Annotated in this window: 20 protein-coding genes and 1 CRISPR repeat array; of the genes, 11 read left to right on the top strand and 9 right to left on the bottom strand. The window is 70.2% G+C overall.

All coding sequences use genetic code 11. The features are described from left to right. Nucleotides 1-32: 32 nt before the first annotated feature. On the top strand, nucleotides 33-1,409 hold the full coding sequence (locus tag ACV7JO_RS10450) for a DUF7827 domain-containing protein (protein WP_470353353.1): 1,377 nt from the start codon (nucleotides 33-35) through the stop codon (nucleotides 1,407-1,409). A gap of 7 nt (nucleotides 1,410-1,416) precedes the next feature. Here ACV7JO_RS10450 and ACV7JO_RS10445 read toward each other — a convergent pair whose 3' ends face one another. Next, the gene (locus ACV7JO_RS10445) at nucleotides 1,417-1,701 is read right to left on the bottom strand and encodes an amphi-Trp domain-containing protein (protein ID WP_470353352.1); all 285 of its coding nucleotides are present in this window, start codon (nucleotides 1,699-1,701) and stop codon (nucleotides 1,417-1,419) included. A 196-nt stretch (nucleotides 1,702-1,897) separates the two neighbouring features. Beyond that, nucleotides 1,898-2,791: a CRISPR direct-repeat array (repeat unit 31 nt; unit sequence GTTTCAGATGGACCCCTTGTGGGGTTGAAGC). A gap of 95 nt (nucleotides 2,792-2,886) precedes the next feature. Here ACV7JO_RS10445 and ACV7JO_RS10440 point away from each other — a divergent pair. After that, nucleotides 2,887-3,372, top strand: a complete 486-nt coding sequence (locus tag ACV7JO_RS10440) for a DUF7984 family protein (protein WP_470353351.1) — start codon at nucleotides 2,887-2,889, stop codon at nucleotides 3,370-3,372. A 6-nt stretch (nucleotides 3,373-3,378) separates the two neighbouring features. Here the strand turns inward: ACV7JO_RS10440 and ACV7JO_RS10435 are convergent, their stop codons facing one another. Both ACV7JO_RS10435 and ACV7JO_RS10430 read right to left on the bottom strand, forming a co-directional pair. Then, nucleotides 3,379-4,428: a DUF7350 domain-containing protein gene (locus ACV7JO_RS10435; protein WP_470353350.1), complete on the bottom strand. Its 1,050-nt coding sequence runs from the start codon at nucleotides 4,426-4,428 to the stop codon at nucleotides 3,379-3,381. A 122-nt stretch (nucleotides 4,429-4,550) separates the two neighbouring features. After that, on the bottom strand, nucleotides 4,551-5,816 hold the full coding sequence (locus ACV7JO_RS10430; RefSeq protein WP_470353349.1) for a DUF7405 family protein: 1,266 nt from the start codon (nucleotides 5,814-5,816) through the stop codon (nucleotides 4,551-4,553). Between the two features lie 218 nt (nucleotides 5,817-6,034). Here ACV7JO_RS10430 and ACV7JO_RS10425 point away from each other — a divergent pair, with 218 nt between their 5' ends. The 4 genes from ACV7JO_RS10425 to proS all read left to right on the top strand — a co-directional run bounded on the left by ACV7JO_RS10425 (nucleotide 6,035) and on the right by proS (nucleotide 9,346). Then, complete coding sequence (locus ACV7JO_RS10425; RefSeq protein ID WP_470353348.1) at nucleotides 6,035-6,739, top strand: hypothetical protein; 705 nt, start codon at nucleotides 6,035-6,037, stop codon at nucleotides 6,737-6,739. An 84-nt stretch (nucleotides 6,740-6,823) separates the two neighbouring features. Continuing rightward, nucleotides 6,824-7,357, top strand: coding sequence for an OB-like fold-containing membrane protein (locus tag ACV7JO_RS10420; protein WP_470353347.1), 534 nt, complete (start codon nucleotides 6,824-6,826; stop codon nucleotides 7,355-7,357). Next, nucleotides 7,354-7,845 (top strand): metal-dependent hydrolase, encoded by a 492-nt coding sequence (locus tag ACV7JO_RS10415; RefSeq protein WP_470353346.1) that lies wholly within the window; start codon nucleotides 7,354-7,356, stop codon nucleotides 7,843-7,845. Before ACV7JO_RS10420 ends, ACV7JO_RS10415 begins: the two co-directional genes overlap by 4 nt. A gap of 46 nt (nucleotides 7,846-7,891) precedes the next feature. Then, nucleotides 7,892-9,346, top strand: coding sequence for a proline--tRNA ligase (gene proS / locus ACV7JO_RS10410; protein ID WP_470353345.1), 1,455 nt, complete (start codon nucleotides 7,892-7,894; stop codon nucleotides 9,344-9,346). Between the two features lie 25 nt (nucleotides 9,347-9,371). Here proS and ACV7JO_RS10405 read toward each other — a convergent pair whose 3' ends face one another. Then, entirely contained in the window at nucleotides 9,372-10,094 is a 723-nt protein-coding gene (locus tag ACV7JO_RS10405) for a DUF7847 domain-containing protein (protein ID WP_470353344.1), read from the bottom strand. Between the two features lie 97 nt (nucleotides 10,095-10,191). Next, complete coding sequence (locus ACV7JO_RS10400; RefSeq protein WP_470353343.1) at nucleotides 10,192-10,383, bottom strand: hypothetical protein; 192 nt, start codon at nucleotides 10,381-10,383, stop codon at nucleotides 10,192-10,194. A gap of 413 nt (nucleotides 10,384-10,796) precedes the next feature. On the opposite strand from ACV7JO_RS10400, the gene gltB reads away from it, so the two are divergent. Beyond that, the gene (gene gltB, locus ACV7JO_RS10395) at nucleotides 10,797-15,341 is read left to right on the top strand and encodes a glutamate synthase large subunit (RefSeq protein ID WP_470353342.1); all 4,545 of its coding nucleotides are present in this window, start codon (nucleotides 10,797-10,799) and stop codon (nucleotides 15,339-15,341) included. Nucleotides 15,342-15,395: 54 nt separating this feature from the next. Beyond that, nucleotides 15,396-16,454, top strand: coding sequence for an NAD(P)-dependent glycerol-1-phosphate dehydrogenase (locus ACV7JO_RS10390; RefSeq protein ID WP_470353341.1), 1,059 nt, complete (start codon nucleotides 15,396-15,398; stop codon nucleotides 16,452-16,454). Here ACV7JO_RS10390 and ACV7JO_RS10385 read toward each other — a convergent pair. Both ACV7JO_RS10385 and ACV7JO_RS10380 read right to left on the bottom strand, forming a co-directional pair. Beyond that, a complete protein-coding gene (locus ACV7JO_RS10385; protein WP_470353340.1) occupies nucleotides 16,451-16,936 on the bottom strand; it encodes an NUDIX domain-containing protein in 486 nt (161 codons plus the stop codon). The two genes, ACV7JO_RS10390 and ACV7JO_RS10385, sit on opposite strands and share 4 nt — an antisense overlap. Nucleotides 16,937-17,055: 119 nt before the next feature. Next, nucleotides 17,056-18,915 carry a S9 family peptidase gene (locus tag ACV7JO_RS10380; RefSeq protein ID WP_470353339.1) on the bottom strand — a complete coding sequence of 620 codons (1,860 nt, stop codon included), beginning with the start codon at nucleotides 18,913-18,915 and terminating at the stop codon, nucleotides 17,056-17,058. An 81-nt stretch (nucleotides 18,916-18,996) separates the two neighbouring features. On the opposite strand from ACV7JO_RS10380, the gene ACV7JO_RS10375 reads away from it, so the two are divergent. Further along, nucleotides 18,997-20,055, top strand: a complete 1,059-nt coding sequence (locus ACV7JO_RS10375; protein ID WP_470353338.1) for a glycosyltransferase — start codon at nucleotides 18,997-18,999, stop codon at nucleotides 20,053-20,055. On the opposite strand, the gene fer is transcribed toward ACV7JO_RS10375, so the two are convergent. After that, nucleotides 20,052-20,759 carry a ferredoxin Fer gene (fer, locus tag ACV7JO_RS10370; RefSeq protein WP_470353337.1) on the bottom strand — a complete coding sequence of 236 codons (708 nt, stop codon included), beginning with the start codon at nucleotides 20,757-20,759 and terminating at the stop codon, nucleotides 20,052-20,054. The two genes, ACV7JO_RS10375 and fer, sit on opposite strands and share 4 nt — an antisense overlap. A 116-nt stretch (nucleotides 20,760-20,875) precedes the next feature. Here fer and ACV7JO_RS10365 point away from each other — a divergent pair, with 116 nt between their 5' ends. Then, the gene (locus ACV7JO_RS10365; protein WP_470353336.1) at nucleotides 20,876-22,795 is read left to right on the top strand and encodes a DEAD/DEAH box helicase; all 1,920 of its coding nucleotides are present in this window, start codon (nucleotides 20,876-20,878) and stop codon (nucleotides 22,793-22,795) included. A 79-nt stretch (nucleotides 22,796-22,874) separates the two neighbouring features. Continuing rightward, complete coding sequence (locus tag ACV7JO_RS10360; protein ID WP_470353335.1) at nucleotides 22,875-23,057, top strand: hypothetical protein; 183 nt, start codon at nucleotides 22,875-22,877, stop codon at nucleotides 23,055-23,057. Here ACV7JO_RS10360 and folP read toward each other — a convergent pair. Then, complete coding sequence (gene folP, locus ACV7JO_RS10355) at nucleotides 23,054-25,498, bottom strand: dihydropteroate synthase (protein WP_470353334.1); 2,445 nt, start codon at nucleotides 25,496-25,498, stop codon at nucleotides 23,054-23,056. The two genes, ACV7JO_RS10360 and folP, sit on opposite strands and share 4 nt — an antisense overlap. Between the last annotated feature and the right edge of the window lie 33 nt (nucleotides 25,499-25,531).

Raw genomic sequence — 25,531 nt, 5'->3', positions numbered from 1 at the left:
GACCGCGACCGGCCCGCGGCGGAGGTGGCCCGATGACACGACGGACGCACCTACTGGTCGGCCTGTTGGTCGGCGTCGCCGCGCTCGCCGGCACCGCGGCCGCCGCCGAACAGGTCGCCCTCGACGAGGAGCGCCTCCCGCTCGCGGCGGACAGCCAGCAGGTCGTCTCGGGCGAGGCGACGTTCGACGCCGGGACGCAGGTGACCGTCCGGCTCCGCTCCAACGACGCGGAGTCGCCGTTCCTCCGGCAGTCGACCGCCCGCGTCGCCGACGACGGGACCTTCGCCGCGGTGTTCGACATGAGCTCCGTCCCGGCGAACACCACCTATACGCTCAGCGTCCTCCGTGACGGCGAGACCTACACCCAGCGCAGCGGTCGGCTGGCCGCCTGCGACGGCGACTGCACCGACTCGGTCCCGGCGACGCCGACGCCCACCCCCACGCCGACGGCGACGGGCGACGGCTGGAACGGCTCCGGCCTCGACGTGCGCGACGTGACCGTCGTGACGCAGGGCGAGACGGCCACGATTCCCCTGTCGATGGACGGTGCCGAGACCGTGACGTTGTCGGTCGGCGACCCGTCGGTCAACTACCGCATCAACGCGACCGTCACCGACGCCGACGGTGACGGAGCGGCCCGCGTCCGCTTTCACACCGACGCAGCCGGCACCGACGACCCGACGCTGACCGTCGGGAGCGAGGGCGACGAACTGACCGTCACCGACGAGTCACAGCTCTCCTCGTCGCTCGACCCCGCGAACTACGACGTGGCGCTGTTCGAGGGGACCGATACGAACGGCCGGGCAGACGCCGTCGGGACGCTGGTCGTCCGCGACGACGGCGACGCCGACGCCAGACACAACGTCTCCGAGCGCCCCGAGTTCGGCTTCCGCGAGTCCATCGTGCGGACCCGACAGGGCGCGACGGCGACGCTCTCGGTCTATCTCGCCGACGCCGACAGCGCCACCGTCTCCATCGGCGGCCCCGAGGCCGGCTACGAAATCAACGCGACGGTGCGGGACGGCGACGGCGACGACCGGGTGTCGCTGTTGTTCGACACCGCCGCCGCCGGCCGCGACGGAACGACGCTCCGCGTGGCCGACAGCGACGACAGCGTCACCGTCGACCCCGGCTCCGAAGTCGCGCTGGACACGCGCCTCGACGCGGCCGACTACCCGCTCTCGCTGTACCGCGGGAGCGCGGTGACCGGTTCGCCCGACGACATCGGGACGCTGTCGGTCAACGCGGGCGAGACCGCGACCGCGCGCTCGCCGCCGTCGGCCACCCCCGGGACGCGGGCCGGCACGACTGCCGACGGCGGCCTCGGTGCCGGTACCGGCGCGCTCGCCGTCGGCGGTGTCCTCGGCGTCGCCGGCATCGGTATCGTCCTCCGGAGCCTGCTGGGCTGACGCCGCCTCACTCGATTCGCAGTTCCCCGCTCTCGCCTTCCCCGCCGCCGTTCTCGTCCCACTCGAGTTCGAACTCGATGCTCAGTTCGCCGGGCCCGTCCGTCGGCCCCTCGCGCTCGGCCTTGACCTCGAACGTCGGGCGGGCCGGTGGCTCCATCGTCACGGATTCGCCGCCGGCCGCCAGCGTAACTGCCTCGCCGCGGTCGAGTTTGTCGGCGACGCTGCGGAGGTACGACGCGATCGCTTCTCGGCTCTGGTCGCTCTCTGACTCGAACAGCACTTCCTCGGGCATGTCGGGACGGTACGACGGCGGCGACGATAAGTCCACCCGCTACGTGCGGGATGCGTGGTACGTGCCCGCGACGGTCTCGCCGACCGCGGACAGCGTTTTCGTCGACCCCCCGGGGGTCAGCGGGGTATTGACGGTCGACGAAAACGACTTAGTGAAATCAGCCGGTATTTGGCCTGTGGCCCGTGACCAGGGCATGGTTTCAGATGGACCCCTTGTGGGGTTGAAGCTGCCACAAGTCTGGGACTAAGACCGCATCCGTTTACTCGTTTCAGATGGACCCCTTGTGGGGTTGAAGCCGGTAACTGCTACTGCCTCCCCGCTCTCGTCTCGGAGTTTCAGATGGACCCCTTGTGGGGTTGAAGCAACCAGTTTTACGACATTACTGAGCGCGAGAAACAAGTTTCAGATGGACCCCTTGTGGGGTTGAAGCGCGACACCTTGTATCGCTGCACGATGCCTGGGACGAGTTTCAGATGGACCCCTTGTGGGGTTGAAGCGCGGAAAGCATCGCACCGAACCTACACGCAACGGACGGTTTCAGATGGACCCCTTGTGGGGTTGAAGCCTCTGGTGTGGGACTTACCGCTGCTGCTGTCAAAGGTTTCAGATGGACCCCTTGTGGGGTTGAAGCCTCGGGCGACCGACGGGAAAGAAAATCGAGGCCGTTTCAGATGGACCCCTTGTGGGGTTGAAGCCTCGTCCACCCCGGCCAGTACGGGGCGATGCTGCGTTTCAGATGGACCCCTTGTGGGGTTGAAGCGTCGAGGACGACAACGACCGGGTCGTCGACCCGGGTTTCAGATGGACCCCTTGTGGGGTTGAAGCGCGTGACCATCACTGCATTGTAGAGGCCTTGCCCCTGTTTCAGATGGACCCCTTGTGGGGTTGAAGCACCGGCGAGAGCCACGAGGACGCCCGTGAGGAGTGTTTCAGATGGACCCCTTGTGGGGGTTGAAGCAGCCCGCAGGCACAGGCGGCCAAGACCGCCGGGAGGGTTTCAGATGGACCCCTTGTGGGGTTGAAGCGACACGGGCACGTCGCCCACGTTGTCGATGCGAGGTTTCAGATGGACCCCTTGTGGGGTTGAAGCGTCGACTGGGGGTTCCCGCCGGCACCGTAGTTGAACGTTTCAGACGGGCCGTCGACGGGCGTCACTTGCAAGTCATCTGCCGCCCACCCCACAGTATGCGACTCACACCGGCCGCCGTCCACGAGGAGTACCAGTGGGTCAGCGCCCGCGCGGACACCGTCGTCCCGCTGATAAACGACACGCGTGCGTACCTCGGCGCGGAGTTCGACGCCGACGTGGCCGCCGTCGAGGCCGACCAGTACGCCGCCGCAGTCGACGTGGTGTTCGCGGACGGCGACCGGGCGGTCAACGTCGCGGCGCTGGTCGCACTCCTCCGGGACCTCGACGTAGTGGGGGACTATCCGGGGTTCGTCGTCGACGAACTGCTCGGGCGGGAACTGGCGGCGATGGTTGCGGGCGACCAGCCGTTGCGACTGCTCGCGGAGGCGACGTTCCACGTCGCGGACGTGCGGACCCACAGCGACGGCGCGGCGGGGGTCGACGACCTCGACGCGGCGCTGGCGGCGGGCGTCCAGACGCGGCTCCCGGGGTGGTCGTGGCGGGCGTCGGCGAGTCCGTTCGCCGTCGAGCCCTCGGAGTGACGGGCGTCAGAACGACAGCGTCGGCGTCCCGAGGAAGGCGGTCTCGTAGCCCTCGTGGCGTGAGACCTGCGGGGGCGCGACGACAGCGACGCTGGCGGAGGGTTCGGCCGTCGTCGTCGGGACGACGGCCCCGTAGTGGTAGCCGAGGTCGGGGTGGACGGCGGCGCTCAGGGCGTCGTCGAAGGCGGTCTCGCCGTCGGCCTCGACGGTGGCGTCGAGGGACATCATCGGCAGCGGGACGCGGTTGTACGGCGTTCGCACCGAGACGGCCAGATACGACTCGCCGTCGGCGAGGAAGTCGGCGTCCCGGAGCCACGTCGCGGCGTACACCGCGTCGCTGCCCTTGGCCGTGCCGAGCACCGTCCCCGGAAGGCCGTCGACCGACGGGGCCTGCGAGGTCGGCAGCATCTCCATCTCCATCAGGCCGACGGCGGTGCGGTCGCCCTGTGTCTCCGGGAACTCCTCGTAGGACAGCCCCTCCAACCGGGACTGTGCGAACTCGAACTCGACGCTGGTCTCGCCGGCCGAGCCGAAGCGGCCGGCGAACGCGCCGAGTCGGCGCTCGGTCATGGCGTTGACGCGGGCGCGGACGGTGTAGACGCCCTCGCCGTCCAGCGCGTAGTTGTCGCCGTAGTGAAAGCCCATGTTCTGCGAGACCATCGGCCACGGGGACTTGTCGGCGACCGTCTCGCCGTCGCGCTCGACGGTGAGCGAGACCCCCGCGGAGACGGGGAGGACCATGCCGGTGTCGGGGTCCCAGACGGTCGCCATCAGGTGGAGGCTGTCCTGCTGGCGGATGGCGACCTGCTCGGCGGTCGTCCCGGTCACGGTCCAGAAGCGGTGGGGGAAAGAGTAGGTCAGTCCGACCATGTAGTCCCCGGCCTCGGCCATGCCGACCATCCCCATCCCCTCGGCGTGGGTCGGTTTGTACGTCGCGTCCGGCCGGTCCTCGACCAGCGGCGGCGCGCGCGTCGACTGCGTCTCGAGCATTCCACAGCCGGCGAGCGCCGTCGCACCGGCGAGTCCGGTCCCGGCGAGGAACTGCCTGCGGTTCATACCCGTCCTAGCGACTCCGGTAGAAAGACCGTTCTGGTACGGCCGACGAAAGGGGGACGGCGGCGGCGTCGCCCGCCACGAGGGACAGCGGCGTCGCCAGCCACGAGGGACGGGCTGGGACGCTACCGGTCGGGCCGGGCCGGGGGGAGCGCGCGGAGCGACCGGGGCGGTAGGAGGTAGTTCCCCCGCCGCCGGACGGTCATGTACTGGAGGATGCCGTTGTTGACACGCTGGCCGACCGCCGACTCGGCGGCCACGTCGGTGCCGTTCATCGCCTGCTTGGTCTCGACGAAGTCGGTGATAGAGCGCTGGAGCGAGAGGAAGTGGACGCCGGCCTCCCCGCCGTCGGTCGAGTCGAAATCGCGGCGGAGGAGGCGTGGTTCGTCGTCCTCGCGGGCGCGGGCGAGCTTCTGGGAGTGACCGGCGACGCCCTCGCGGCGGCTGCTCTCGACGACGTCCTCGGCGCAGTCGTCGATGCCGCTGTCGGTCCCGAGGTTCTCGCCGACGCCCTCGACGGTCTCGCCGTCGGCGTGGGCCGGACAGAACATCTTCGCCACCCGCTGCTCCCGGGAGTCCTGCTCGTACCACTGCTGGAGGTGGAGCCGTATCTTCGAGAGGTGTTGGGTCGCGCCGTCTGCGAACGGCCCCGACGCGATGGAGACGGTGTCCTCGCCGGCCTGATTGCCGTCGAATCCCGATTTGAACCCCATGAACAGCGGGGCTTCCTCGGGGACCGGCTCGGAGTCGGGGACGCCGTCGACGTCCTGATTGTCGGCCGGCAGCCCCGCACCGATGAAGCCCGTCCGGCGGCTCGCTTGCGCGAACACGCCCTCGAACGTCGCCGTCGGCTCGTGGTCGTTGACGGTATCGCGGGTCCCCTTCAGGGCCTCCTCCGCCGCGAGGACGACGTGTTCGTGGTCGCTGGCGAGGTGCAACAGGGCGTCGGGAGTGTCGGGCTCGGGGTCCTCGAAGGGGGCCAGCGGCTCGGGTGCGGGCAGGTCCACGGGGAGGTCGGCGTCGAACCGGTCGAAGTAGGTCGGGCCGTAGCCGAGCGTGAACAGCAGGCCGTCCGTGCTTCGCTCGTAGGCCCGCTCCAGCGAGCGCAGCGCCGACTCGACCTGCTCGCGGTCGGCCGCCGTCGGGACGCCGTCGCGCTCGTAGTCGAGCAACAGCAGGACGTGGTGGCGCGGCATCCGGACGTTGCCGGCGTCGTCGGTCGCCAACGCGTCGTTCCACGCGTGCTGGCGGGCCGGCAGCGCGGCCGGGTCGTCGGTCCCTTCGGGCACGTCCGGCGTGCCGCGGTCGAGGCAGGCCGCCAGCGCCGCCGTCCCGCCGATGGCGACGGCGCTCTTGGCGAACTCGCGCCGAGAGATTCCGCGTCCGGTCATCGGCATCGCTAGGGGGTGGAGGTACAACTGGGTTCTGGTGCGCGCGACGAAAGCGGTCCCTCGACGGGCCTGGGGCCGGCCAACCGACGTTGGTCGGCCGACTGGGCGCGGGCGGGCCCGACCCGAGCGCCGCTCGACCCTGAAATAACCGGGGGAGGGCGGCCCCGGACCCGCCCGTGCGGACCCACTTTTTTACTGCCTCCGTTCGACGCGACCGCATGGACACCATCGGGTTCGTCTGTGAGCCGGACCACGCCGTCTTCTGGCCGGTCGCCGAGCGGCTTGCGGCGCGTGGGTTCGAGGTCCGCTTTTTCCCGCCGGCGGACCCGGTCGCACCGGCCGCAGTCGAGGCGACGGCGGCGCTGGTCAACGGCTCCCTGCGCCCGTCGGCGTTCGCCGCGCTCCGGGCGGCCGACCGGGCGGGCGTGCCCACGTGGAACGGGTTCGTCCCGACGACGGCGCTGTCGTGTCGGCTGGTCGCGCTCGGCGCGCTCGAAGCCGTCGGCTGTCGCGTCCCCGCGGTGGGCGTCGACCCCCTCGACGGGGAGTTTGTCGTCAGGTCCCGCTACGCGTGGGGCGCGGGCGGCGAGTTCTATCAGGAGCGGGTCCGTACCGACCCCGTCGAGTACAAGTACTACGCCGTCGACGACGGCCGCGAGACCCACCTGCGGGCGCTCGCCGTCCGCTCGGAGCTGACCGGGCCGGACGAACTCGTCGGCGAGGCCGACGTGGACGTGACCCTCGCCACGCGGGTCCGGGAGCTGCTCGACCGGTTCGACGCGCGGGCGCTGGCGGTCACCTTCGTCGAGGGCACCGACGGCTACTACGCCGTCGACGCCGACCCGGCACCGAGCTTCACCGGGACCGGGATGGGGCGGCGCGTAGCGGACTCGGTGGCGTCGCTGACGACCATCGGCCCCTGAGTGGGACGTTCTCGCCGTCGGCCGGCCCGCACCGCGCCCCCTCGACCGCAAACGGTTTTCGCCGGGCGGCGGTAGGCGCGGGCGATGCGCTCGGTCGCCCGCCGCCTCCTGCTCGCGATTGCGCTTCTGTCCGCGGCGGGGCTGCTCGCGGCCGACTACGCGGCGACCGTCGACCAGCAGGCGACCTACCCCACGCAGGCCGAACTCGCCGACGACTACGCCGCGTTCCACGGCGAGACGGTCGTCGTCTGGCTGGAAGTGACGGCGGTCGACGACGGCGAGTTCACCGACGGCCGCTGGACCGTGTGGACGACGCCGGTCCCGCCGTCGGTCGACGCGGGCGACTCCGTCGAGGTGGCCGGCACGGCCCGCCCCGGCCGCGTCGTCGACGTCCGTCGAATCTCTGTCGTCGACGCCGCGAACCGGTGGTACATGTACGCCGTGTCGGCGCTGGCGCTGCTGGGTGCCGGCCTGTTCGTGTTCGCCCGGTGGCGACTCGACCGCTCGGCGTGGGCGCTGGTGCCCCGCGACGATGGGGTCGACGCGGACGCCGGCGGTGAGACGGAGAACGGAACTGACGGTCACGGCGGAGCCGACGCCGGAGGGCGGTGGCCGTGACCGACCTCTTGACCCACGCGCTGGCGGGGTACGTCCTCGCCACCGTGGCGACGTGGGTGCTCCCGCTGGGTCGCCGGCACGTCCCCTTCGCCGTCGTCGGCGCGGTCCTGCCCGACGCCGCGAAGGTGTACCTCCTGCTGGGTTCGCTTCGCTCGACGGTGCTGGGCGTCGACATCGGCTGGCTCGCACTCCAGACTCTCGGTGTCGGGCTGCTCGCGGCCGGTTTCGCCTCGCTCGCGGTCACCCGCCGGGAGCGACGACCGGTGCTGGCCGCGCTCGTCGGCGGCGTCGCCGTCCACGTCGCGCTGGACTACGGCGTCGTCCGGGCCGGCGGGGCGTCGCCCCCGTACCTCTACCCGTTCACGTGGGCGCAGTTCCCGTCGGCGGGCCTGTATCTGAGTTCCGACGTGTGGCCGAGCCTCGTCGCTGCGGCCGCGGCGCTGGCCGTGTGGGCGCTCGACCGCCGACGCCGCCGTACGGGGACGTGACGCCCCTTCGGGGAGTTTATTAGCGGCGTGGGCCACCCTTCCGGTAATGAGCGGCGAGCAAGAGCTGGGAATCACAGAGAGCAAGGAGCATTCGCCCGGGGAGTGGTACGCCGAAGTCGTCCAGAAGGCCGACCTCGCGGACTACGCGCCGATGGGCGGGTTCATCGTCACCAAGCCCCGCGGCTACGCCGTCTGGGAGCGGATTCAGGACCACCTCGACGGCTGGTTCAAGGACACCGGCGTCACGAACGCCTACTTCCCGATGTTCATCCCGGAGTCGTTCCTCGAACGCGAGAAGGACATCGTCGAGGGGTTCGACCCCGAGGTGGCGTGGGTGACCCACGGCGGCCACGACGAACTGGAGGAGCGGCTGGCGGTCCGGCCCACCAGCGAGTCCATCATCGCCCCGTTCATGGCCGACTGGACCCGCTCGCACCGCGACCTGCCGATGCGGTTGAACCAGTGGTGTTCCGTGGTCCGCTGGGAGGCCACCGAGACCAAGCCCTTCTTCCGCACCAAAGAGTTCCTCTGGCAGGAGGGCCACACCGCCCACGAGGACGCGGACGGCGCGTGGGACGAGACGATGACCCGGCTGGACCAGTACGCCCGCCTCTACGAGGACGTGATGGCGATGCCGCCGCTGAAAGGTCGCAAGCCCGACCACGACAAGTTCCCCGGCGCACACACCACGACGACCGTCGAGGCGCTGATGCCCGACGGCAAGAGCGTGCAGGCCGCGACCTCCCACTATCTGGGGACCTCCTTCGCCGAGGCCTTCGACATCACCTACGCCGGCGAAAACGAAGAGGAGCAGACGGCCCACACGACCTCGTGGGGCCTCTCGTGGCGCGCGATGGGCGCGCTCATCATGACCCACTCCGACGACCAAGGGCTGGTGCTCCCGCCCGCGCTCGCGCCCGACCAAGTCGTCGTCGTCCCCATCTGGCAGGAGGACAATCAGGAGGCAGTCGTCGAGTACGCCGCCGACCTCGCCGCCGAACTGGACGAGGCCGGCGTCCGCGTCGAACTCGACGACCGCGAACACCGAAACCCCGGCTTCAAGTTCAACGAACACGAGCTGCACGGCGTCCCGCTGCGGGTCGAAATCGGCCCCCACGAGGTCGAGGACGGCGAGGCGACGCTAGTCCACCGCCCCGACGGCGAGAGCGAGACCGTCGCCCGCGAGGGCGTCGCCGAGACGGTACAGGACCACCTCGACACCGTCCACGGGAAGCTGTACGCGAGCGCCGAGGAGACGCTGGACGGCGAGATACGCGAGGCCGATTCCCGCGAGGAGATTCTGGGCACCATCGGCCAGCACGGCGGCTACGTCAAGGCCGGCTGGTGCGGCGACGAGGCCTGCGAAGAGCCCATCAAGGAGGCCATCGCCGCCGAAATCGTGATGGTCCCGCTGGACCGCGACGAGGAGCCCATCCACGACGACTGCGCCATCTGTGGCGAGGCCGCCGAGGAGACCGCGTACTTCGCGAAGAGCTACTGAGTGGCCGGCCGCCGGCCGTGGCGGGCTACTCCACGTCCCAGCCCGCGTCGCCGGGCTGGGCGGTCAGGTCCGCCTCGGCGTCGTCGCCGCCGTCGCGGTTCTCCAGATAGACGCGCGCGACGGCGAGTTGGCCGACCGGGCCGACGACGGCGCTGACCGGTGCGAGTACGAGAAACAGTTCGAACAGCGCCTGCTGGTTCCCCTGCAGTAGCGGGTCGACGTAGCCGCCCCCGAGGATGACGGCGAGGGCGACGGCCACCGAGATACCGTTGGTCACGACGTTGATACCGAACAGCTTCAGCAGGTTTCCCTCTGCCAGTTCCCAACTGGCAGAGAGGCTGTCGCCGGCCGAGAGGTCGTCGATGACGCAGGCGGCCGGCGCGAGCGCCAGTCGCAGGGCGAGGTAGACGCCGGGGACGACGAGGAAGACGAAGCCGATGCCGGCGGCGATACCGGTGAGCAAGGCGATGCCCAACAGCGACAGCAGGCGACCGGCGACGGTGGCGGCGTGGGCGGCCAGTTCCGGCGTCCGGTCCGCGACCAAGTCGGCCGCGTAGCGGTGGGCGACGCCGGCACAGATGAGGCCGAACAGGGAGCCCAGCAGCGAGACGAGTACCTGTATCTGGCCGGCGGCGTTAGCCAGCGCCAACGCCAGAAACAGGCCGATGAGCGCCGGGGCTTCGCGGAGCCAGCCGACGGCGGTTCGGAGCGTCGCGGCGGCGTCCTGTCGCTGTGGAGGGGTGGACATGTCCCGGGATTGTAGCGACCGGTAGATAAAGACGGCTACTCCGGCCACCGGGGCGTCTCACGCGCCGTCGCGGCGTCCCGCCGGCCGGTCCGTCGCCTCATCCGGTGTAGTCGCGCCACGCGTCGTCGATGACCGACGTGACGGCCTCGTCGTCGAAGGCGGCGTCGTAGCCGGCGTCGTCGGGCGACTCGTCGTCGGGCGGTTCCGCGTCGCCCGCGTCACGGTCGGTCGCGGTGCGCTCGTCGTCGGCCGTCTCGGTCCCGGTCGGGGAGATAGTTCGTCCGGACATCGATACCAGTCTGTACCGTAGGCGTGGGCGGGGACACCCCTATAACAGCACCAGAGGTTTCTGGTTCTGAAACGACCCGGCGATATCGCATTGAGAGTCAGGCATCGGCGGCGCGGGACGCCGCTGTCCCCGGAAATGGGGTCGGGGAGCGTGTGACGTTTCTCCGTGCCCCCACGAGAGCATGCCCGCCGGTGATATATAAAGTACCGTCAGACTCCGGTCATACGAACGGCAGACGGCGGCCGGATTCGACCCCGAGAGGGAGGTCAGAAGCGGGGCCGTCGTCGCGTTCGAACAATAATTATAGACACCCCCTAACACACTAAGATGTTAATATCTCCTAATTTGGCATTAACACGCCCTTAGCCTTTGAGGGACACTCATTTGTAGGAGTAGTCGTTAGCCGAGTACACATGGTTGAGCGACCGACTGGTGAATCCGCGAGCGAGGCCGGGCTCGCGGACCCGACTGACACACGGTCGAACTGCGGCGTCGGGGTGGTCATGGACCTCGACGGCGACAGCGACCACTGGGTGGTATCGGACGGTCTCGAACTCCTCGAGAACCTCGAACATCGCGGCACGACCGGAGCCGAGCAAAACACTGGCGACGGGGCCGGCATCATGTTTCAGGTCCCGCACGCCTTCTTTCAGGACGAACTCGACGCCGACCTCCCCGAACCCGGGGAGTACGCCGTCGGCACGCTCTTTCTCCCGCAGGACGACGCCGACGCCGCGAACCTGAAAGACCTCGTCGAGACCGAACTGGCCGGCGAAGGGCTGGAAGTCGTCGAGTGGCGGTCGGTGCCGACGGACAACAGCGACCTCGGGCAGACGGCGCTCGACTCCGAGCCCGACGTGGTCCAGTTTTTCGTCACCCCGCGGGCCGACGCCGAGGGCGACTTCGAGGACCGACTGTACGTGGGCCGCCGGGTCCTCGAAAACACCGTCGAGGAGGAGCAGCCGCCGGGTCACGGGCGGTTCTACGTCGTCTCGTTGGCGACCGACGTAGTCGTCTACAAGGGACTGCTGACGGCCGAACAGCTCCCCGAGTACTATCCGGAGCTGTCCGACGACCGGATGCGGTCGACCTTCGCGATGGTCCACGCGCGGTTCTCGACGAACACACTGGGCGCGTGGCACCTCGCACACCCATACCGCCGCATCATCCACAACGGCGAGTTCAACACCATTCAGGGCAACATCAACTGGATGCGCGCCCGCGAGACGGACATCGACAGCGACGAGTTCGAGGGCGACTTGGGGAAGATAAAGCCCATCATCGACGACCCCGAACAGTCAGACACCGCGAGCGTCGACAACGCCCTCGAACTGCTGCTCCGTGGCGGTCGTGACCTCCCCCACGCTCTGCGGATGCTCATCCCCGAGGCGTGGCGCGGCGAGATGAACGACGTCTCGGGCGACCGGCGGGAGTTCTACGACTACCACGCCTCGCTGGTCGAGCCGTGGGACGGCCCGGCACTCGTCGCCGCGACCGACGGCGACCGCATCGGTGCGGTGCTGGACCGCAACGGCCTGCGCCCCTGCCGGTACGACGTCCTGGAGGACAACACGCTCGTCATGTCCTCCGAGGCCGGCGCGCTGGACCACGACGCCGCCGACATCGCCGAGCGCGGCCGCCTCCAGCCGGGCCAGTGTTTCCTCGCCGACCCCGAGGAGGGGCGGGTCATCCCCGACGAGGAGGTCTTCGAGGGTATCACCGACGAGACCTACGGCGAGTGGGTCGCCGAGGAACAGGTCGACATCGACGACGTGGCCGAACGCGCCGACAACACGCCCCGGGACGAGGTCGGCGGCCTCCGGAGCCATCAGGCGATGTACGGCTACACCTACGACGAGGTGGACCACCTCATCGAGCCGATGGCCGAGAAGGGGAAAGACCCCGTCGGCTCCATGGGCGACGACACGCCGCTGTCGGTGCTGTCGCAGTTCAACCGCCCGCTGTTCACCTACTTCAAACAGCTGTTCGCGCAGGTGACGAACCCGCCGCTCGACTACATCCGCGAGGAACTGGTCACGTCGCTGGAGTCGCGGCTGGGCTTCCAGCGGAACCTGCTCGACGAGAGCCGGGACCACGCCCGGCAACTGGTGCTCGACTCGCCGGTCCTCACCGACGAGGAGACGGCGGCCATCAAGGACCTGAGCGAGAACGGTATGTCGACGAAGGTCGTCGACATCACCTACGAGCGCGGCACGGACCTCCGGGCGGCTATCGAGGCCGTGCGGCAGGAGGCCGACGCGGCCGCACAGGAACACGACATCGTCGTCCTCTCTGACCGCAACGCTGGCGAGGACCGTGTTCCCATCCCGTCGCTGCTGGCGGTCGGCGGCGTCCACCACCACCTCGTCCGCAACGGCCTGCGCAACCACGTCGGCCTCGTCGTCGAGTCCGGCGACCCGCGTGCGGTCCATCACTTCGCCACGCTCATCGGCTACGGCGCGGGCGCGGTCAACCCCTATCTGGCCTACCAGACCATCGAGGACCTCGTGGCCGGTCCCGACGGCGCGGACCTCGCGGAGGCCATCGACGCCTACATCACCGCCGTCGAGGACGGCCTGCTGAAGACGATGGCGAAGATGGGCATCTCTACCGTGGAGTCCTACCAAGGGGCCCAGATTTTCGAGGCCGTCGGCCTCTCCTCGGACTTCATCGCCGAGTACTTCGAGGGGACGACCTGCCGGACCGAGGGTATCGGCATCGATGAGATAGCCGACGACCTGCACCAGCGCCACGACGTGGCGTGGAGCGAGGAAGAGCCCAAAATGCCCCGACAGGGCGAGTACGAGTTCCGCTCGAACGGCATCCACCACCAGTGGAACCCCAACACGGTCGGGAAGGTCCAACAGGCCGTCCGGACGGGGAACTACGAGACCTACAAGGAGTTCGCGGAACTGGTCAACGACCAGAACGAGCAACTCCAGACCCTGCGAGGGCTGCTGGAGTTCGACACCGACCGCGAGTCCATCCCCATCGAGGACGTGGAACCGGTCGAGGAAGTCGTCGAGCGCTTCGAGACGGCGGCGATGTCGCTGGGGTCGCTCTCCCCGGAGATGCACGAGAACAACGCCATCGCCATGAACCGGCTCGGGGCCAACGCCAACACCGGCGAGGGCGGCGAGCCCCCCGAGCGATTCGGCACCGAGAAGGAGTGTACGACCAAGCAGGTCGCCTCCGGCCGCTTCGGCGTCACCTCCGAGTACCTCGCTGAGGCCGACGAACTGCAGATAAAGATGGCACAGGGGTCCAAGCCCGGCGAGGGCGGCCACCTGCCCGGCAAGAAGGTCAACGAGATGATCGCTCACGTCCGGTACGCGACGCCGGGCGTCGGCCTCATCTCGCCGCCGCCGCTGCACGACATCTACTCCATCGAGGACCTCAAACAGCTCATCCACGACCTGAAGGCCGCGAACCCCGAGGCTGACATCAACGTCAAGCTGGTCGCCGAGGACGGCATCGGCACCGTCGCGGCCGGCGTCGCCAAGGCCAACGCCGACGTGGTCCACATCTCTGGCCACGACGGCGGCACCGGGGCCTCGCCCAAGACCTCAATCAAGAACGCCGGCCTCCCGTGGGAACTGGGCGTCGCCGAGGCCAACCAGATGCTCCGTGCGACCGGCCTGCGCTCGCGCATCCGCATCAACGCCGACGGCGGGATGAAGACCGGCCGCGACGTGGCCGTCGCGGCGCTGCTGGGCGCGGAGGGCTTCGCGTTCGGGACCGCCTCGATGGTCACCTCCGGCTGTGTGATGGCCCGCCAGTGCCACGAGAACACCTGCCCGGTCGGCGTCGCCACGCAGAACGAGAACCTCCGCGACCGCTTCCCCGGCGAGCCCCAGCACGTCGTCAACTACATGACGTTCGTCGCACAGGAGCTCCGGGAGATAATGGCCGAACTGGGCTTCGAGAGCGTCGAGGAGATGATCGGCCGTCCCGAGGTGCTGGCCCAGCGCGACGACGTCTCCCAGCCCAAGGCCCAGAAGCTCGACCTCTCTTCGGTCATCGCGTCGCCGTCGGACAGCGACGGCCGCTACAAGCAACGCGAGCAGACCCACGAGGTCGACGAGCAGCTCGACTGGGACCTCATCGACGCCGCCGAGGACGCCATCGAGAGCGGCGACCCCGTCGCCATCGACACCGACATCGACAACGTCGACCGCGCGGTCGGCGCGACGCTGTCGAACCGCATCTGCCGCGAACACGGCGGCGACGGGCTGCCCGACGACACCGTCCGCGTCGACTTCGACGGCACGGCCGGCCAGTCCTTCGGCGCGTTCCTCGCACAGGGCGTGACGATGGACCTGACCGGCACCGCCAACGACTACGTCGGCAAGGGGCTCTCGGGCGGGAAGCTCGTCGTCAACACGCCCGAGCAGGCACCGTTCGACCCGACGGAGAACATCGTCATCGGCAACGTCGCGCTGTACGGTGCGACCCAAGGCGAGGCCTACGTCAACGGGATGGCCGGCGAGCGCTTCGCCGTCCGCAACTCCGGGGTCAAAGGCGTCGTCGAGGGCGTCGGCGACCACGGCTGTGAGTACATGACCGGCGGTGCCATCGTGGTGCTTGGCGAGACGGGCAAGAACTTCGCGGCCGGCATGTCCGGCGGCGTCGCCTACGTCTACGACCCCGATGGCACCTTCGCCGACTCGGCCAACACCGGTATGGTATCCATCGAGGACTCCCTCGAAGGCAAGGACCGCCAGATGGTCACCCGCCTCGTCGAGAACCACGCCGCCTACACCGACTCCGAGCGTGCCAAGACGCTGCTGGAAGACTGGGACGCCGAACTGGACAACTTCACGAAGGTGATGCCCGACGCCTACGCCGAGGTCATCTCCGACCGCGAGCGCGACGACGTGCGCAACGAGCCCCCGGCCGCCGCCGACGCCGCGGCCGAGGCCGCCGAGGCCGACTTCGTCGCGTCGACCGACGACTGAGCGGGGCGCGCCGCCCGTCGCAAGCCCTTTCTCGTCACGGGGTGGAACACCGGTATGTTCGAGAAATCGACGTGGATACGGCTCCCGCGAAACGTCGTGGTGGGCCACGGCGTCCTCTCGGAGGCCATCGACGCCGTCGAGGAACTCCACCTCGGCGGGCGGCCCCTCGTGGTCGCTAGCCCGACACCCTACGAGGTCGCCGGGGAGCGCGTCGTCGAGCAGTTCGCCGACGCCGGCTACGACCCCGCCGAAATCGTCGTCGAGACGGCGAGTTTCGACGCCGTCCAGCGCGTCATCGCCCACGCAGAGGCGGTCGACGCGGGCTTCCTGCTGGGGGTCGGCGGCGGGAAGGCCATCGACATCACGAAGATGGCGGCCGACGACCTCGGGTTGGGCTTCGTCTCCGTCCCGACGGCGGCCAGCCACGACGGCATCGTCTCCGGTCGGGGGTCGGTTCCCGAGGGCGACACGCGCCATAGCGTTGCCGCCGAGCCGCCGCTGGCCGTCGTCGCCGACACCGCGGTGCTGGCCGAGGCCCCGTGGCGGCTGACCACCGCCGGCTGCGCGGACATCATCTCCAACTACACCGCCGTCCGGGACTGGGAGCTGGCCCACCGGCTGAAAAATGTCCCCTACTCCGAGTACGCCGGGGCGCTCTCCCGGATGACCGCCGAGATGCTCGTCGAGAGCGCCGACTCCATCCGCCGCGGGTTAGAGGAGTCGTCGTGGATAGTGGTCAAGGCGCTAGTCGCCTCCGGCGTCGCCATGTCCATCGCCGGCTCCTCACGGCCCGCCAGTGGTGCCGAACACCTCTTTTCGCACCAACTGGACCGTATCGGGTCCGAACCGGCGCTGCACGGCCACCAAGTCGGCGTCGGTTCGATAATGACTGAGTACCTCCACAGCGGGCCACAGGGCCAGTGGCGCGACGTGCGCGACGCGCTGGCGTCCATCGACGCGCCGACGACGGCCGGGGAACTGGGAATCGACGAGGCGACGGTCGTTGAGGCGCTGACGACCGCCCACGAGATACGGGACCGCTACACGATTCTGGGCGACGGGATGAGCGAGGCCGCCGCCCGAGAGGTAGCGACGGTCACCGGTGTCGTCTAAACGAGAGCTTCGAGCGATTCGGGGTCCGCGTCCCACCGGACCGCGTCGCCCTCGGCGGTCGCGTCGTCCCCGACGGTCGCGGTGAAGACGACGCTGAGTCGGTAGACCGCCTCGGCCTCCGGGTCGTCGCCGTTGCGGACGCCGGAGATGGTGGCCTGTTCGGCTCCTTCCACAGTACAGTCGACGCCTGCACCCTCCCGGACGGCGCGTTCCGACGCCGCGGCGAGAGACTCGTCAGGGTCGGTTCGGCCACGCGGGACCGTCCACTCGCCGTCGCCCTCGCGGAGCAACACGTCGCCGGCGTCGTTACGGACGACGACGTGTACGTCCACCGTCCCCTCTCGCGCCCGCTCGCGCGCCCGCTCGTATGCGTCCGCGCCGACGGAGAACGTCGTCTGGTTGACCGACACCGACCCGAACTCCGCCTCCAGATTAGACAGTCGCTCCTCGACGAGCGTGCGGGAGCGTTCGGCAGCGTCCATGGGCAGTCACTGGGAGGCCCCCCGGATAAATCCGGGGCATCGTTTTCGACCGCGAGAACGCCGGTCGGGACGGTTCGAGCGTGGGGTGAGCGTTCGACCGCCCCGCGCCCCGCAGGCACTCAGACGTGTTCGTCGAGGAAGTCGACGACGCGGGTGTAGGCCTCGATGCGGTTCTCGCGTTTGCTGATACCGTGGCCTTCGTCGTCGAATAGCAGCTTCTCGACCGGGACGCGCTCCCCGGCCTCGGCGGCTATCTGCTCGGCCTCGCCGACCGGGACTCGGGGGTCGTTCGCGCCGTGGAGGACGAACAGCGGCGCGGCGATAGACTCGACGTTGTTGACCGGCGAGATGGATTCGAGGAAGTCCCGGTCGGTCGCCAACGAGCCGTACTCGGCCTCGCGGAGTTCGCGCCGCCACTCTCCGGTGTTTTCCAGAAACGTGACGAAGTTGGCGATGCCCACCACGTCGACGCCGGCCGCCCAGATGTCGGGGTACTCCGTCAGCGCCGCCAGCACCATGAACCCGCCGTAGGAGCCCCCCATCGCGGCGATGCGGTCCGGGTCGACCGCGGGGTGGTCCCGGAGCCAGTCGACGCCGGCCCGGAGGTCACGCACCGCGTCCATCCGCTTTTCCACGTCGTCGAGGTGCGTGTAGGCCTTCCCGTAGCCCGTCGAGCCGCGGACGTTCGGCTCGAAGACGGCGTACCCCTGCGAGAGGAAGTACTGGGTCAGCCCCGCGAAGGAGGGGCGGCGCTGGCTCTCCGGGCCGCCGTGGATGTCGACGACGACGGGCACGCCGTCCCCGGCCGCTCCCACAGTGCCGGCGGCCGCCTCGCCACCGCCCGCCGATGTCTCGTCGTCCGCGGCGTCGCCGACCCCGGGCGGCAGGGAGAACAGCGCCGGAATCGCCCGGTCGTCGAAGGAGTCGAACCGGACCACTTCGGGCTCGACGAACGTCTCGCGCGGGATGCCGGCGGTGGCGGCGGCGGTCCAGCGCTCGCTCTCGCCGGTGGCCGTCTCGACGACGAAGACGTTCGTGTTGGTCCGCCGGCCGGTGACGCTGACCGCGAACCGTTCGGCATCGGGCCCCCACGCGACGCCGCCGGCCAGCCCGCCCGGCAGGTCCGGCGCGGGGAACTCGGTCAGTTCGGTCGGCCCCGACAGTTCGGCGACGGTCAGTTCGGTGTACCCCTCGACGTTCCGGGAGTACGCCAGTCGGCCGCTGTCACGGTCGACCGAGACGCCGTCGATGTTCCACTCGCCGCCGTCGACCACCGTCTCGAGGCTTCCGTCGAGGCCGAGGCGGGCCAGCGAGAGCGTGTCGCCGTCGGCGTCGGTGACGAGATACAGCGCCTCGCCGTCGGGCCCCCACGAGGCGCTGGTGTACCGGACCGACCCCTCGTGTGGCGTGAGGTGGGTCCGCTCGCCGCTGTCGAGGTCCAGCACGTACACGTCTTGGTCGAAACTGGAGTGGGCCTCGCTGAGGACGAGTCGGTCGCCGTCGGGCGACCAGCCGCCGACGGTGAACCAGCCGTCGCCCTCGTAGACTAACTCGGCGTCGTCGCCGGTGGCGTCCCGGTGCTGGACGTAGGCGTCGAAGACCGCCTCGTCGCGGCGGTTCGACGCGAACGCGAAGCGCTCGCCGTCGGGCGACCAGCCGCCCCAGCGATGTTTGGTGTCGGGCCGCACGGTGAGGTCGGTCACCCGGCCGTCGCGGTCCAGCCGGTACAGTTGCGCTCGCTCGTTGCCGCCCTCGTCCATCCCGAAGACGAGTTCGGCCCGCTCGGGCGAGTAGTCGACGAAGCTCACCGGTTCGTCGTAGAAGGTGCGCTGTTCGGGCCACGCGCGGGGCTCGTCGAGCGTCCAGACCTGTCCGACGCCGGTCGCGTCCAGCAGGAACGACAGGCGGCCGTCGGGGGCGAACGAGGCCCCGTAGGCCCGCCGGACGTTCAGGTACCGTTCGAGGGCGTAGTCGTACACACCGACACGGAGACCCCACACCGGCAAAACCCTTTGCGGGGAACGGGTGGCTTTTTGAGCGCCCCCGTCGTCCCGATGGGTATGCGTATCGCGGTCGTCGCCATGGAGACGAGTCACTACCGGGACACGGTGGGCCGGCGACGACTGGAGCGGGTCACCGACCGGTTGGCCGACGACGGCCACGAGGTGTCGGTCTTCTGCTCGCAGTGGTGGCCCGGCCACGAGCGGCGGGCCCGCGACGGCCCGATAACCTACCGGGGCGTCACCGTCTCGCCGACCGAACCGGCCTTCGCCGTGCGGCTCCCCGGCCTGTTGGCGGCCTACCGGCCCGACGTGGTCCACGTCTACCCGTCGCCGGCGAGCGTGGCGCTCGCGGCCAGCGTCGGCGCGACCCTCGCCCGCGCCCCGCTGGTGATGGAGTGGTTCGGCGACGACCCCTTGCCAGAGAACGGGGTCGGCGACCGGGCGGTCCGCGCGCCCGACTGCGTCGTCACGCCGTCGGAACTCGTCCGCACCCGCGTCCGCGAGCGCGGGGTCACCGACGACCGGACGGCGGTGTTGCCCGAGAGCGTCGACATGGACCTCGTCAGGGAGGTCGACGCCGACGACGAGGTGGACGTGGTGTACGCCCACCCGCTGGACGAGAGCGCCAACGTCGAGTCGCTGTTTCTCGCCCTCGCCGAACTCCGGGGGAAAGACTGGTCGGCGACCGTCGTCGGCGACGGCCCCGAGCGGGCGGCCTACGAGCAGGAGGCCGCCGACCTGCGCATCGACGACCGCGTGGAGTTCGTCGGGGCCTGCGACCGACGGCGGCGGGTCTCCATCTACAAGGGGGCACACGTCTTCGTCCAGACGGCCTTCCGCGAGGTGTTCGCCACCGAACTGCTCTGGGCGCTCGCCTGTGGCTGTATCGGCGTCGTCGAGTACCAAGCGGAGTCGAGCGCCCACGAACTCGTCGAACACCGCGACCGGGCGTTCCGCGTGACGACGCCACAGGAGATAGCCGACCGCATCGTCGCCGCGGCGGAGTTGGACCACCGCACCGTCGACGAGTCCCTCGCCGAGTTCGACCACGCCGCCGTCGCCGGTCGGTACGCCGAGCGCTACGCGTCACTCGTCGACGGCCACGGCCTGTTCTAGTCGGAGGTCGCGCCGTCGAACCGGCTGGCCGGCAGGAGGAGTTCGCCGACCTCGGGCATGTGCCGGAGATTGTAGACGACCTGCATGTCCTCGGAGACCGGCGTCACGATACAGGAGAGCCGGATGCCCCGCTCGACGAGGTCCGGCGGGAGGACGTGGCTCTGGGGCGAGGCCACGTCGCCGTCGACGACCGCCACGGCGCAGTTGGTACAGGCCCCGCCCCGGCAGGCGAAGGGCCACGCGTGGTCGGCGGCCTCGGCCGCCGCGAGCAGCGAGTCGTCGGGTTCGGCGCGAAACGAGCCGTAGTCCGCGTCGTCGAGGCCGGCTTCGGCCGCCCTCTCGAAGAGGTCCGGGTCGTCCAGTTCCCACCCTTGTTCCGCGACGACCTCGTAGTTGAGGTACTCGACGCGGAGCAGGTCCTCGTCGTCTGCCTCGTCGTCCGCGTCCGGTTCGTCGTCGTCGCCGTCCCGGGACGGCTCGGTGCGCTCGCTCCGGGACGGTCCCTCGCGGGGCCGCGGGTCGCGCTCGACGGCGTCGGCGTCGTCGTCCACGATGCGCTCGTAGGCGTCCTGCACCGCTTGGAACTCGCTCGCGGACCCGCCTTGGTCGGGGTGGACCTCCTTGACCCGCTCGCGGTAGGCGTCGACGACCTCGCCGTCGTCCGCGTCGGGGTCGACGCCGAGAATCTCGTAGGGGGTCGCCACACTGTCGCGTTAGGGGCTGAGACGTAAATCCCCTTCCCACCGCGGGAGTATTGCCGGCGACGCTCGGCGGGCGGCCAGACGAAACCCGTTTGCCCGTCGGGCGCTTGCCTCCGGTAGTGACACCGGAGGAGTCAGCCGACGGGAGCGAGCGGGACGACGAGGCCACCCAGAGCGACGGAAGCGACCCGGCGCTCGAACTCGACGCGGTGTACGACGCTATCGACGCCGTCGGGCGGCCCCACCTGACGGCGACGGAACTGTCCCGCAAGACCGACCTGACGCCCGAGGCGGCCCGCGAGGCGCTGGCGGCGCTCGCCGAGGCCGGCGACATCCGGCGACAGGACGTGAGCGGCGTCGACGCCGTCTGGTACCCGACGGACGTGACCGAGGTGACCGACCGCGAGCGGGTCGTCCTGTTCCCCGACCGCCGCGAGGTCGTGGTCGAACACCCCGAGCAGTTCACGCGCGCGCAACTCTCGCAGTTCGCCCGCCTGCTGGACACCAACCGCTCGGGCGGCTACGTCTACGAACTCCGGGAAGACGACATCTGGGCCGCGCCACACGAGTCGCTGTCGGACCTGCTGGCGACGATGCGGGACGTACTCGGCGAGCGCTCGCCGCACTTGGAGGAGTGGGTCACGAGCCAGTGGGAGCGCGCCCGGAAGTTCCGGCTGTACACCCACGAGGACGGCTACACCGTTCTCGAAGCCGAGAGCGACGACCTGATGGGTAACGTCGCCCGGCCGAAACTGGACGACGAACTCCTGCGGGCCCCCATCTCCGACGCGGAGTCGTGGGTCAACGAGGAGCAGACGGCCCGGCTCAAACGGACGCTGTACGAGGCCGGCTACCCCGTGCGCGACGACCGGGAACTGGAGACCGGCGACGCCTTGGACGTGGAACTGCGCCTGCGCCTGCGGGACTACCAGCGCGACTGGGTCGAGCGGTTCCTCGACCGCGGCTCGGGCGTGTTCGTCGGCCCGCCGGGGTCGGGCAAGACCGTCGCCGCCATGGGGACGATGGCCGCCGTCGGCGGCGAGACGCTGGTGTTGGTCCCCTCGCGCGAACTGGCGAGCCAGTGGCGCGACGAACTGGTCAGACACACCTCGCTGACCGACGACGAGGTCGGCGAGTACCACGGCGGGACCAAGGAGATACGGCCGGTCACCGTCGCCACCTACCGGACCGCGGGGATGGACCGCCACCGGAAGCTGTTCGACGAGCGCAAGTGGGGCCTCATCGTCTACGACGAGTGCCACCACATCCCCTCGCCGGTCTTCCGCCGGAGCGCCGACCTCCAGAGCAAACACCGGCTGGGACTGACGGCGACGCCCACCCGGGAGAGCGACGACGAGGAGGAGATTTTCACGCTCGTCGGCCCACCCATCGGCACCGACTGGGGGAAGCTGTTCGACGAGGGGTACGTCGCCGAGCCGGAGGTCGAGATTCGGCTCGTGCCGTGGGGCACGGACGCGGAACGCAGCGAGTACGCCGCCGCGTCGGGCCACGGCCGCCGGCAGGCCGCCGCCGAGAACGCCGGGAAGGTCGCGGAGATACGCTACACCCTCGCCGAGCGCCCGGCGGCGAAGGCGCTGGTGTTCGTCGAGTACATCGACCACGGCGAGGCCATCAGCGAGGCCCTCGACGCCCCATTTATCAGCGGCGAGACGCCCCACGCCCGCCGGGAGAGGCTGTTCGACGAGTTCCGCCGGAGCGAGCGGGACACGCTCGTCGTCTCCAGAGTCGGCGACGAGGGTATCGACCTCCCCGACGCGGAACTCGCCGTCGTCGCCTCCGGACTGGGCGGCTCCCGCCGGCAGGGCGCACAGCGGGCCGGTCGGACGATGCGGCCCGCCGGCGACGCGCGGATGGTCGTCCTCGCCACCCGCGGGACGACCGAGGAGGACTTCGTCCGCCGGCAGATGCGCCACCTCGCCTCGAAGGGCATCCGCGTCACCGAGACCGAGGCCGAGGCCGTCGACCCGCCGGGTGACGACTCGTCGGGTACCGACGCGGCCGCCGAGAGCGGAGAGTGACGGGCGCGGCGACGAACCGCCCCGTACGTGTTCGGAAACCGTCGAAATCGGTTATGTGTGCGGAGTACTAACGTATGCCATGGCCCTTCCCATGACCTGTCCGGACTGCGGGGCCGCGATAGACGCCGACGGCGACCTCGTCACCGGCCGGCGCGTCCATCGCCTCTCGGTCGCCGACGACGGGGCCGTGAGCGTCGACCGCTCGGAGACGGTGACGCTGCGACACTGCGCCGCCTGTGACATCGTCCTCGGCTTCTCCTAATCGCGGAAGGCCTCGGGGTCGTCGGCGGCCGCGGCGACGTTGACGGCGGCGACGTTCTCGGCCACGTCGTGGACGCGGACGATGTCCGCACCCCGTTGGGCCGCCAGCGCCGTGCCGGCGACGGTCGCCGACAGGCAGTCGCCGGGCTGTTCGCCCACGAGCCCGAACAGCGACTTGTGGGAGTGACCGAAAAGCACCGGACAGCCAAGCGACTGGAACTCGGCCAGTCGGTCGAGTAGCTCGAAGTCCTCCGTCGGCGACTTCCCGAAGCCGATGCCGGGGTCGACGATTATCTGCTCGCGGTCGAGCCCCGCCTTCTCGGCCAGCAGGACCCGCTCGGTGAGTTGGTCGAGCGCGTCCCGCACCACGTCGTCGTAGCGGACCTCGCTGTCGGGGTCCACCGGCGTGTCGATGGAGTGCATCACCACGACCGGAACGTCGTACTCGGCGGCGACGAGCCGCATCTCGGGGTCCTCCAGCCCTGACACGTCGTTGAGGATGTCGGCCCCGACGTCCAGCGCCGCGCGCGCGACGGCGGCCTTGCGGGTGTCGACCGACAGGGCCACGTCGTGGTCGGCCAGCGCCTCGACGACCGGGACGACCCGGTCGCGCTCCTCGGCCGCGGGGACCGGTTCGGCCCCGGGCCGGGTCGACTCGCCGCCGATGTCGACGATGTCGACGCCGGCCGCCAGCATCTCCTCGGCCCGGGCGACGGCGTCGTCGACGGCGTCGTACTCGCCGCCGTCGTGGAAGGAGTCGGGCGTGACGTTGAGGATGCCCATGACCGCCGTCCCGTCGGTCCACGGGTACGTCCGCTCCGCCTGTCCCGCCGGTTCGGACGCGAAGCCCAGCCGCGTCCGGAGGTCGGCGGCCAGCGCGGCGAGGCCGTCGCCGGCGTCGTCGAGGCGCTCGACGAGCCGTCGGTACTGAGCCAGCGTCGCCTGCAACACCACGTCGACGGCCTCCTCGTCTTGGGCGGCCAGTGCCGACACGGCGCACTCGCCGCCGACGGCGAGCAGCTCGGCCCGCAGGGTCCGCGCCTGCCCCGGCCGCACCTGCGTCCGGAGGACGCGGTGGACGGCGTCGCCGGCCATCCGTTCGGCGTCGCTCTCGGCGACGTGTGCGGCAGCGAGCGTCTCCCGACCGTCCGCGGCCGAGTCGACGCGCTTCGGGACCACCGTCCGCGCCCACCGGGTGCGCGCCTCGCGGACGGTGTACAGCGAGCCGGTGACCAGCACCGCGTCGTCGGGGCCGGCGGCCGAGAGCGACGCGTCCAGCGCGTCGGTGACCGCCCGGCGGCGCTCGACGGTCGCGTCGGTCGCCTCGGCCATCGCGGCCGCGACCACGTCGTGTGACTCCGCGCGGTCCACGGCCGGCCGACAAGCGACGACCCGGTCGGCCGCCGAGAGCGCGGTCGCCATCCCGTCGAGGTCCTTCTCGACCATCGCGCCGACGACGACGTGACAGTCCTCGTAATCGAAGGAGTCGAGCGTCTCGACCGCCCGTTCGAGGCCGCCGGGGTTGTGCGCGCCGTCTAACACCACCAGCGGGTCCCGGCCCATCACCTCGAAGCGGCCGGGCCAGTGGGCGTTGCGCAGCCCCCGGGCCAGCGTGGCGTCGTCCACGTCGGCGACCTGTCGGCACAGCACCGCCGCGATGCCCGCGTTGGTCGCTTGATGCGCGCCAAGCAGCGGGACGCGCGTGTCGACGGTCCAGTCCGGGCCGTCGACGGTCACCGCTCCCTCCAACCCCTCGCGGCCGCCGTAGGTGACGGCCACGTCGGCGTCGGCCCCGCCGACGGTCACCACGTCGCCGGCCACGTCCTCCACGGCCTCGCGGGCCGCGCCGGTCGCGCCCGTTACCAGCGGGGCGTCGTCGGGCGCGACGTGGGCTTTGTCGGTCGCTATCTCGGCGACCGTGTCCCCGAGGATGTGCGTGTGTTCGAGCGTCACCGTCGTCACGGCGCTGGCGACGGGGTCGACGACGCTGGTCGCGTCGTAGCGGCCCCCGATACCGACTTCGAGGACAGCCACGTCCACGTCTTGGCGGTCGAACTCCCAGAGGGCCAGCGCCGTCAGTGTCTCGAAGAAGGTCGGTGCTTCGCCGTCGGCCCCCCGCTCGGTGACGTACGGCCGGACCGCCTCGACGAACTCGACGAGGCTCGATTCGGGAACCTTCCGGCCGTTGACCCGGACGCGCTCGCGTACGTCGGCCAGATGGGGCGAGGTGTAGAGGCCGACATCGAGGCCGGCCTCCCGGAGGCTCCGCTCGACCATCCGGGCGGTCGAGCCCTTCCCGTTGGAGCCGGCGACCTGCACGCAGCGGAGGTCCTCGTGGGGGTCGCCCAGCGTCGACAACAGCCCGTCCGTGGCGTCGGTGCCGGGTCGCATGGCGAACCGGCGCAACTCGAAGAGGAAGTTCGCGGCCTCGTGGAACTCCATGCACGCACGTCCCGTAGCCGCGCGCTTTAGCCT

The sequence above is a fragment of the Haloarcula sp. MBLA0138 genome (genome assembly GCF_055632455.1).
The sequence above is the reverse complement of the archived record's forward strand: the minus strand, read 5'-3'. Positions and strand labels throughout refer to the sequence as shown.

Excerpts from the sequence above, each read along its gene's own strand:
- ACV7JO_RS10450 (WP_470353353.1), top strand. The coding sequence starts at position 33 with ATGACACGACGGACGCACCTACTGGTCGGCCTGTTGGTCGGCGTCGCC.
- ACV7JO_RS10445 (WP_470353352.1), bottom strand. The coding sequence starts at position 1,701 with ATGCCCGAGGAAGTGCTGTTCGAGTCAGAGAGCGACCAGAGCCGAGAA.
- ACV7JO_RS10440 (WP_470353351.1), top strand. The coding sequence starts at position 2,887 with ATGCGACTCACACCGGCCGCCGTCCACGAGGAGTACCAGTGGGTCAGC.
- ACV7JO_RS10435 (WP_470353350.1), bottom strand. The coding sequence starts at position 4,428 with ATGAACCGCAGGCAGTTCCTCGCCGGGACCGGACTCGCCGGTGCGACG.
- ACV7JO_RS10430 (WP_470353349.1), bottom strand. The coding sequence starts at position 5,816 with ATGACCGGACGCGGAATCTCTCGGCGCGAGTTCGCCAAGAGCGCCGTC.
- ACV7JO_RS10425 (WP_470353348.1), top strand. The coding sequence starts at position 6,035 with ATGGACACCATCGGGTTCGTCTGTGAGCCGGACCACGCCGTCTTCTGG.
- ACV7JO_RS10420 (WP_470353347.1), top strand. The coding sequence starts at position 6,824 with ATGCGCTCGGTCGCCCGCCGCCTCCTGCTCGCGATTGCGCTTCTGTCC.
- proS (WP_470353345.1), top strand. The coding sequence starts at position 7,892 with ATGAGCGGCGAGCAAGAGCTGGGAATCACAGAGAGCAAGGAGCATTCG.
- ACV7JO_RS10405 (WP_470353344.1), bottom strand. The coding sequence starts at position 10,094 with ATGTCCACCCCTCCACAGCGACAGGACGCCGCCGCGACGCTCCGAACC.
- ACV7JO_RS10400 (WP_470353343.1), bottom strand. The coding sequence starts at position 10,383 with ATGTCCGGACGAACTATCTCCCCGACCGGGACCGAGACGGCCGACGAC.
- gltB (WP_470353342.1), top strand. The coding sequence starts at position 10,797 with ATGGTTGAGCGACCGACTGGTGAATCCGCGAGCGAGGCCGGGCTCGCG.
- ACV7JO_RS10390 (WP_470353341.1), top strand. The coding sequence starts at position 15,396 with ATGTTCGAGAAATCGACGTGGATACGGCTCCCGCGAAACGTCGTGGTG.
- ACV7JO_RS10385 (WP_470353340.1), bottom strand. The coding sequence starts at position 16,936 with ATGGACGCTGCCGAACGCTCCCGCACGCTCGTCGAGGAGCGACTGTCT.
- ACV7JO_RS10375 (WP_470353338.1), top strand. The coding sequence starts at position 18,997 with ATGCGTATCGCGGTCGTCGCCATGGAGACGAGTCACTACCGGGACACG.
- ACV7JO_RS10360 (WP_470353335.1), top strand. The coding sequence starts at position 22,875 with ATGGCCCTTCCCATGACCTGTCCGGACTGCGGGGCCGCGATAGACGCC.
- folP (WP_470353334.1), bottom strand. The coding sequence starts at position 25,498 with ATGGAGTTCCACGAGGCCGCGAACTTCCTCTTCGAGTTGCGCCGGTTC.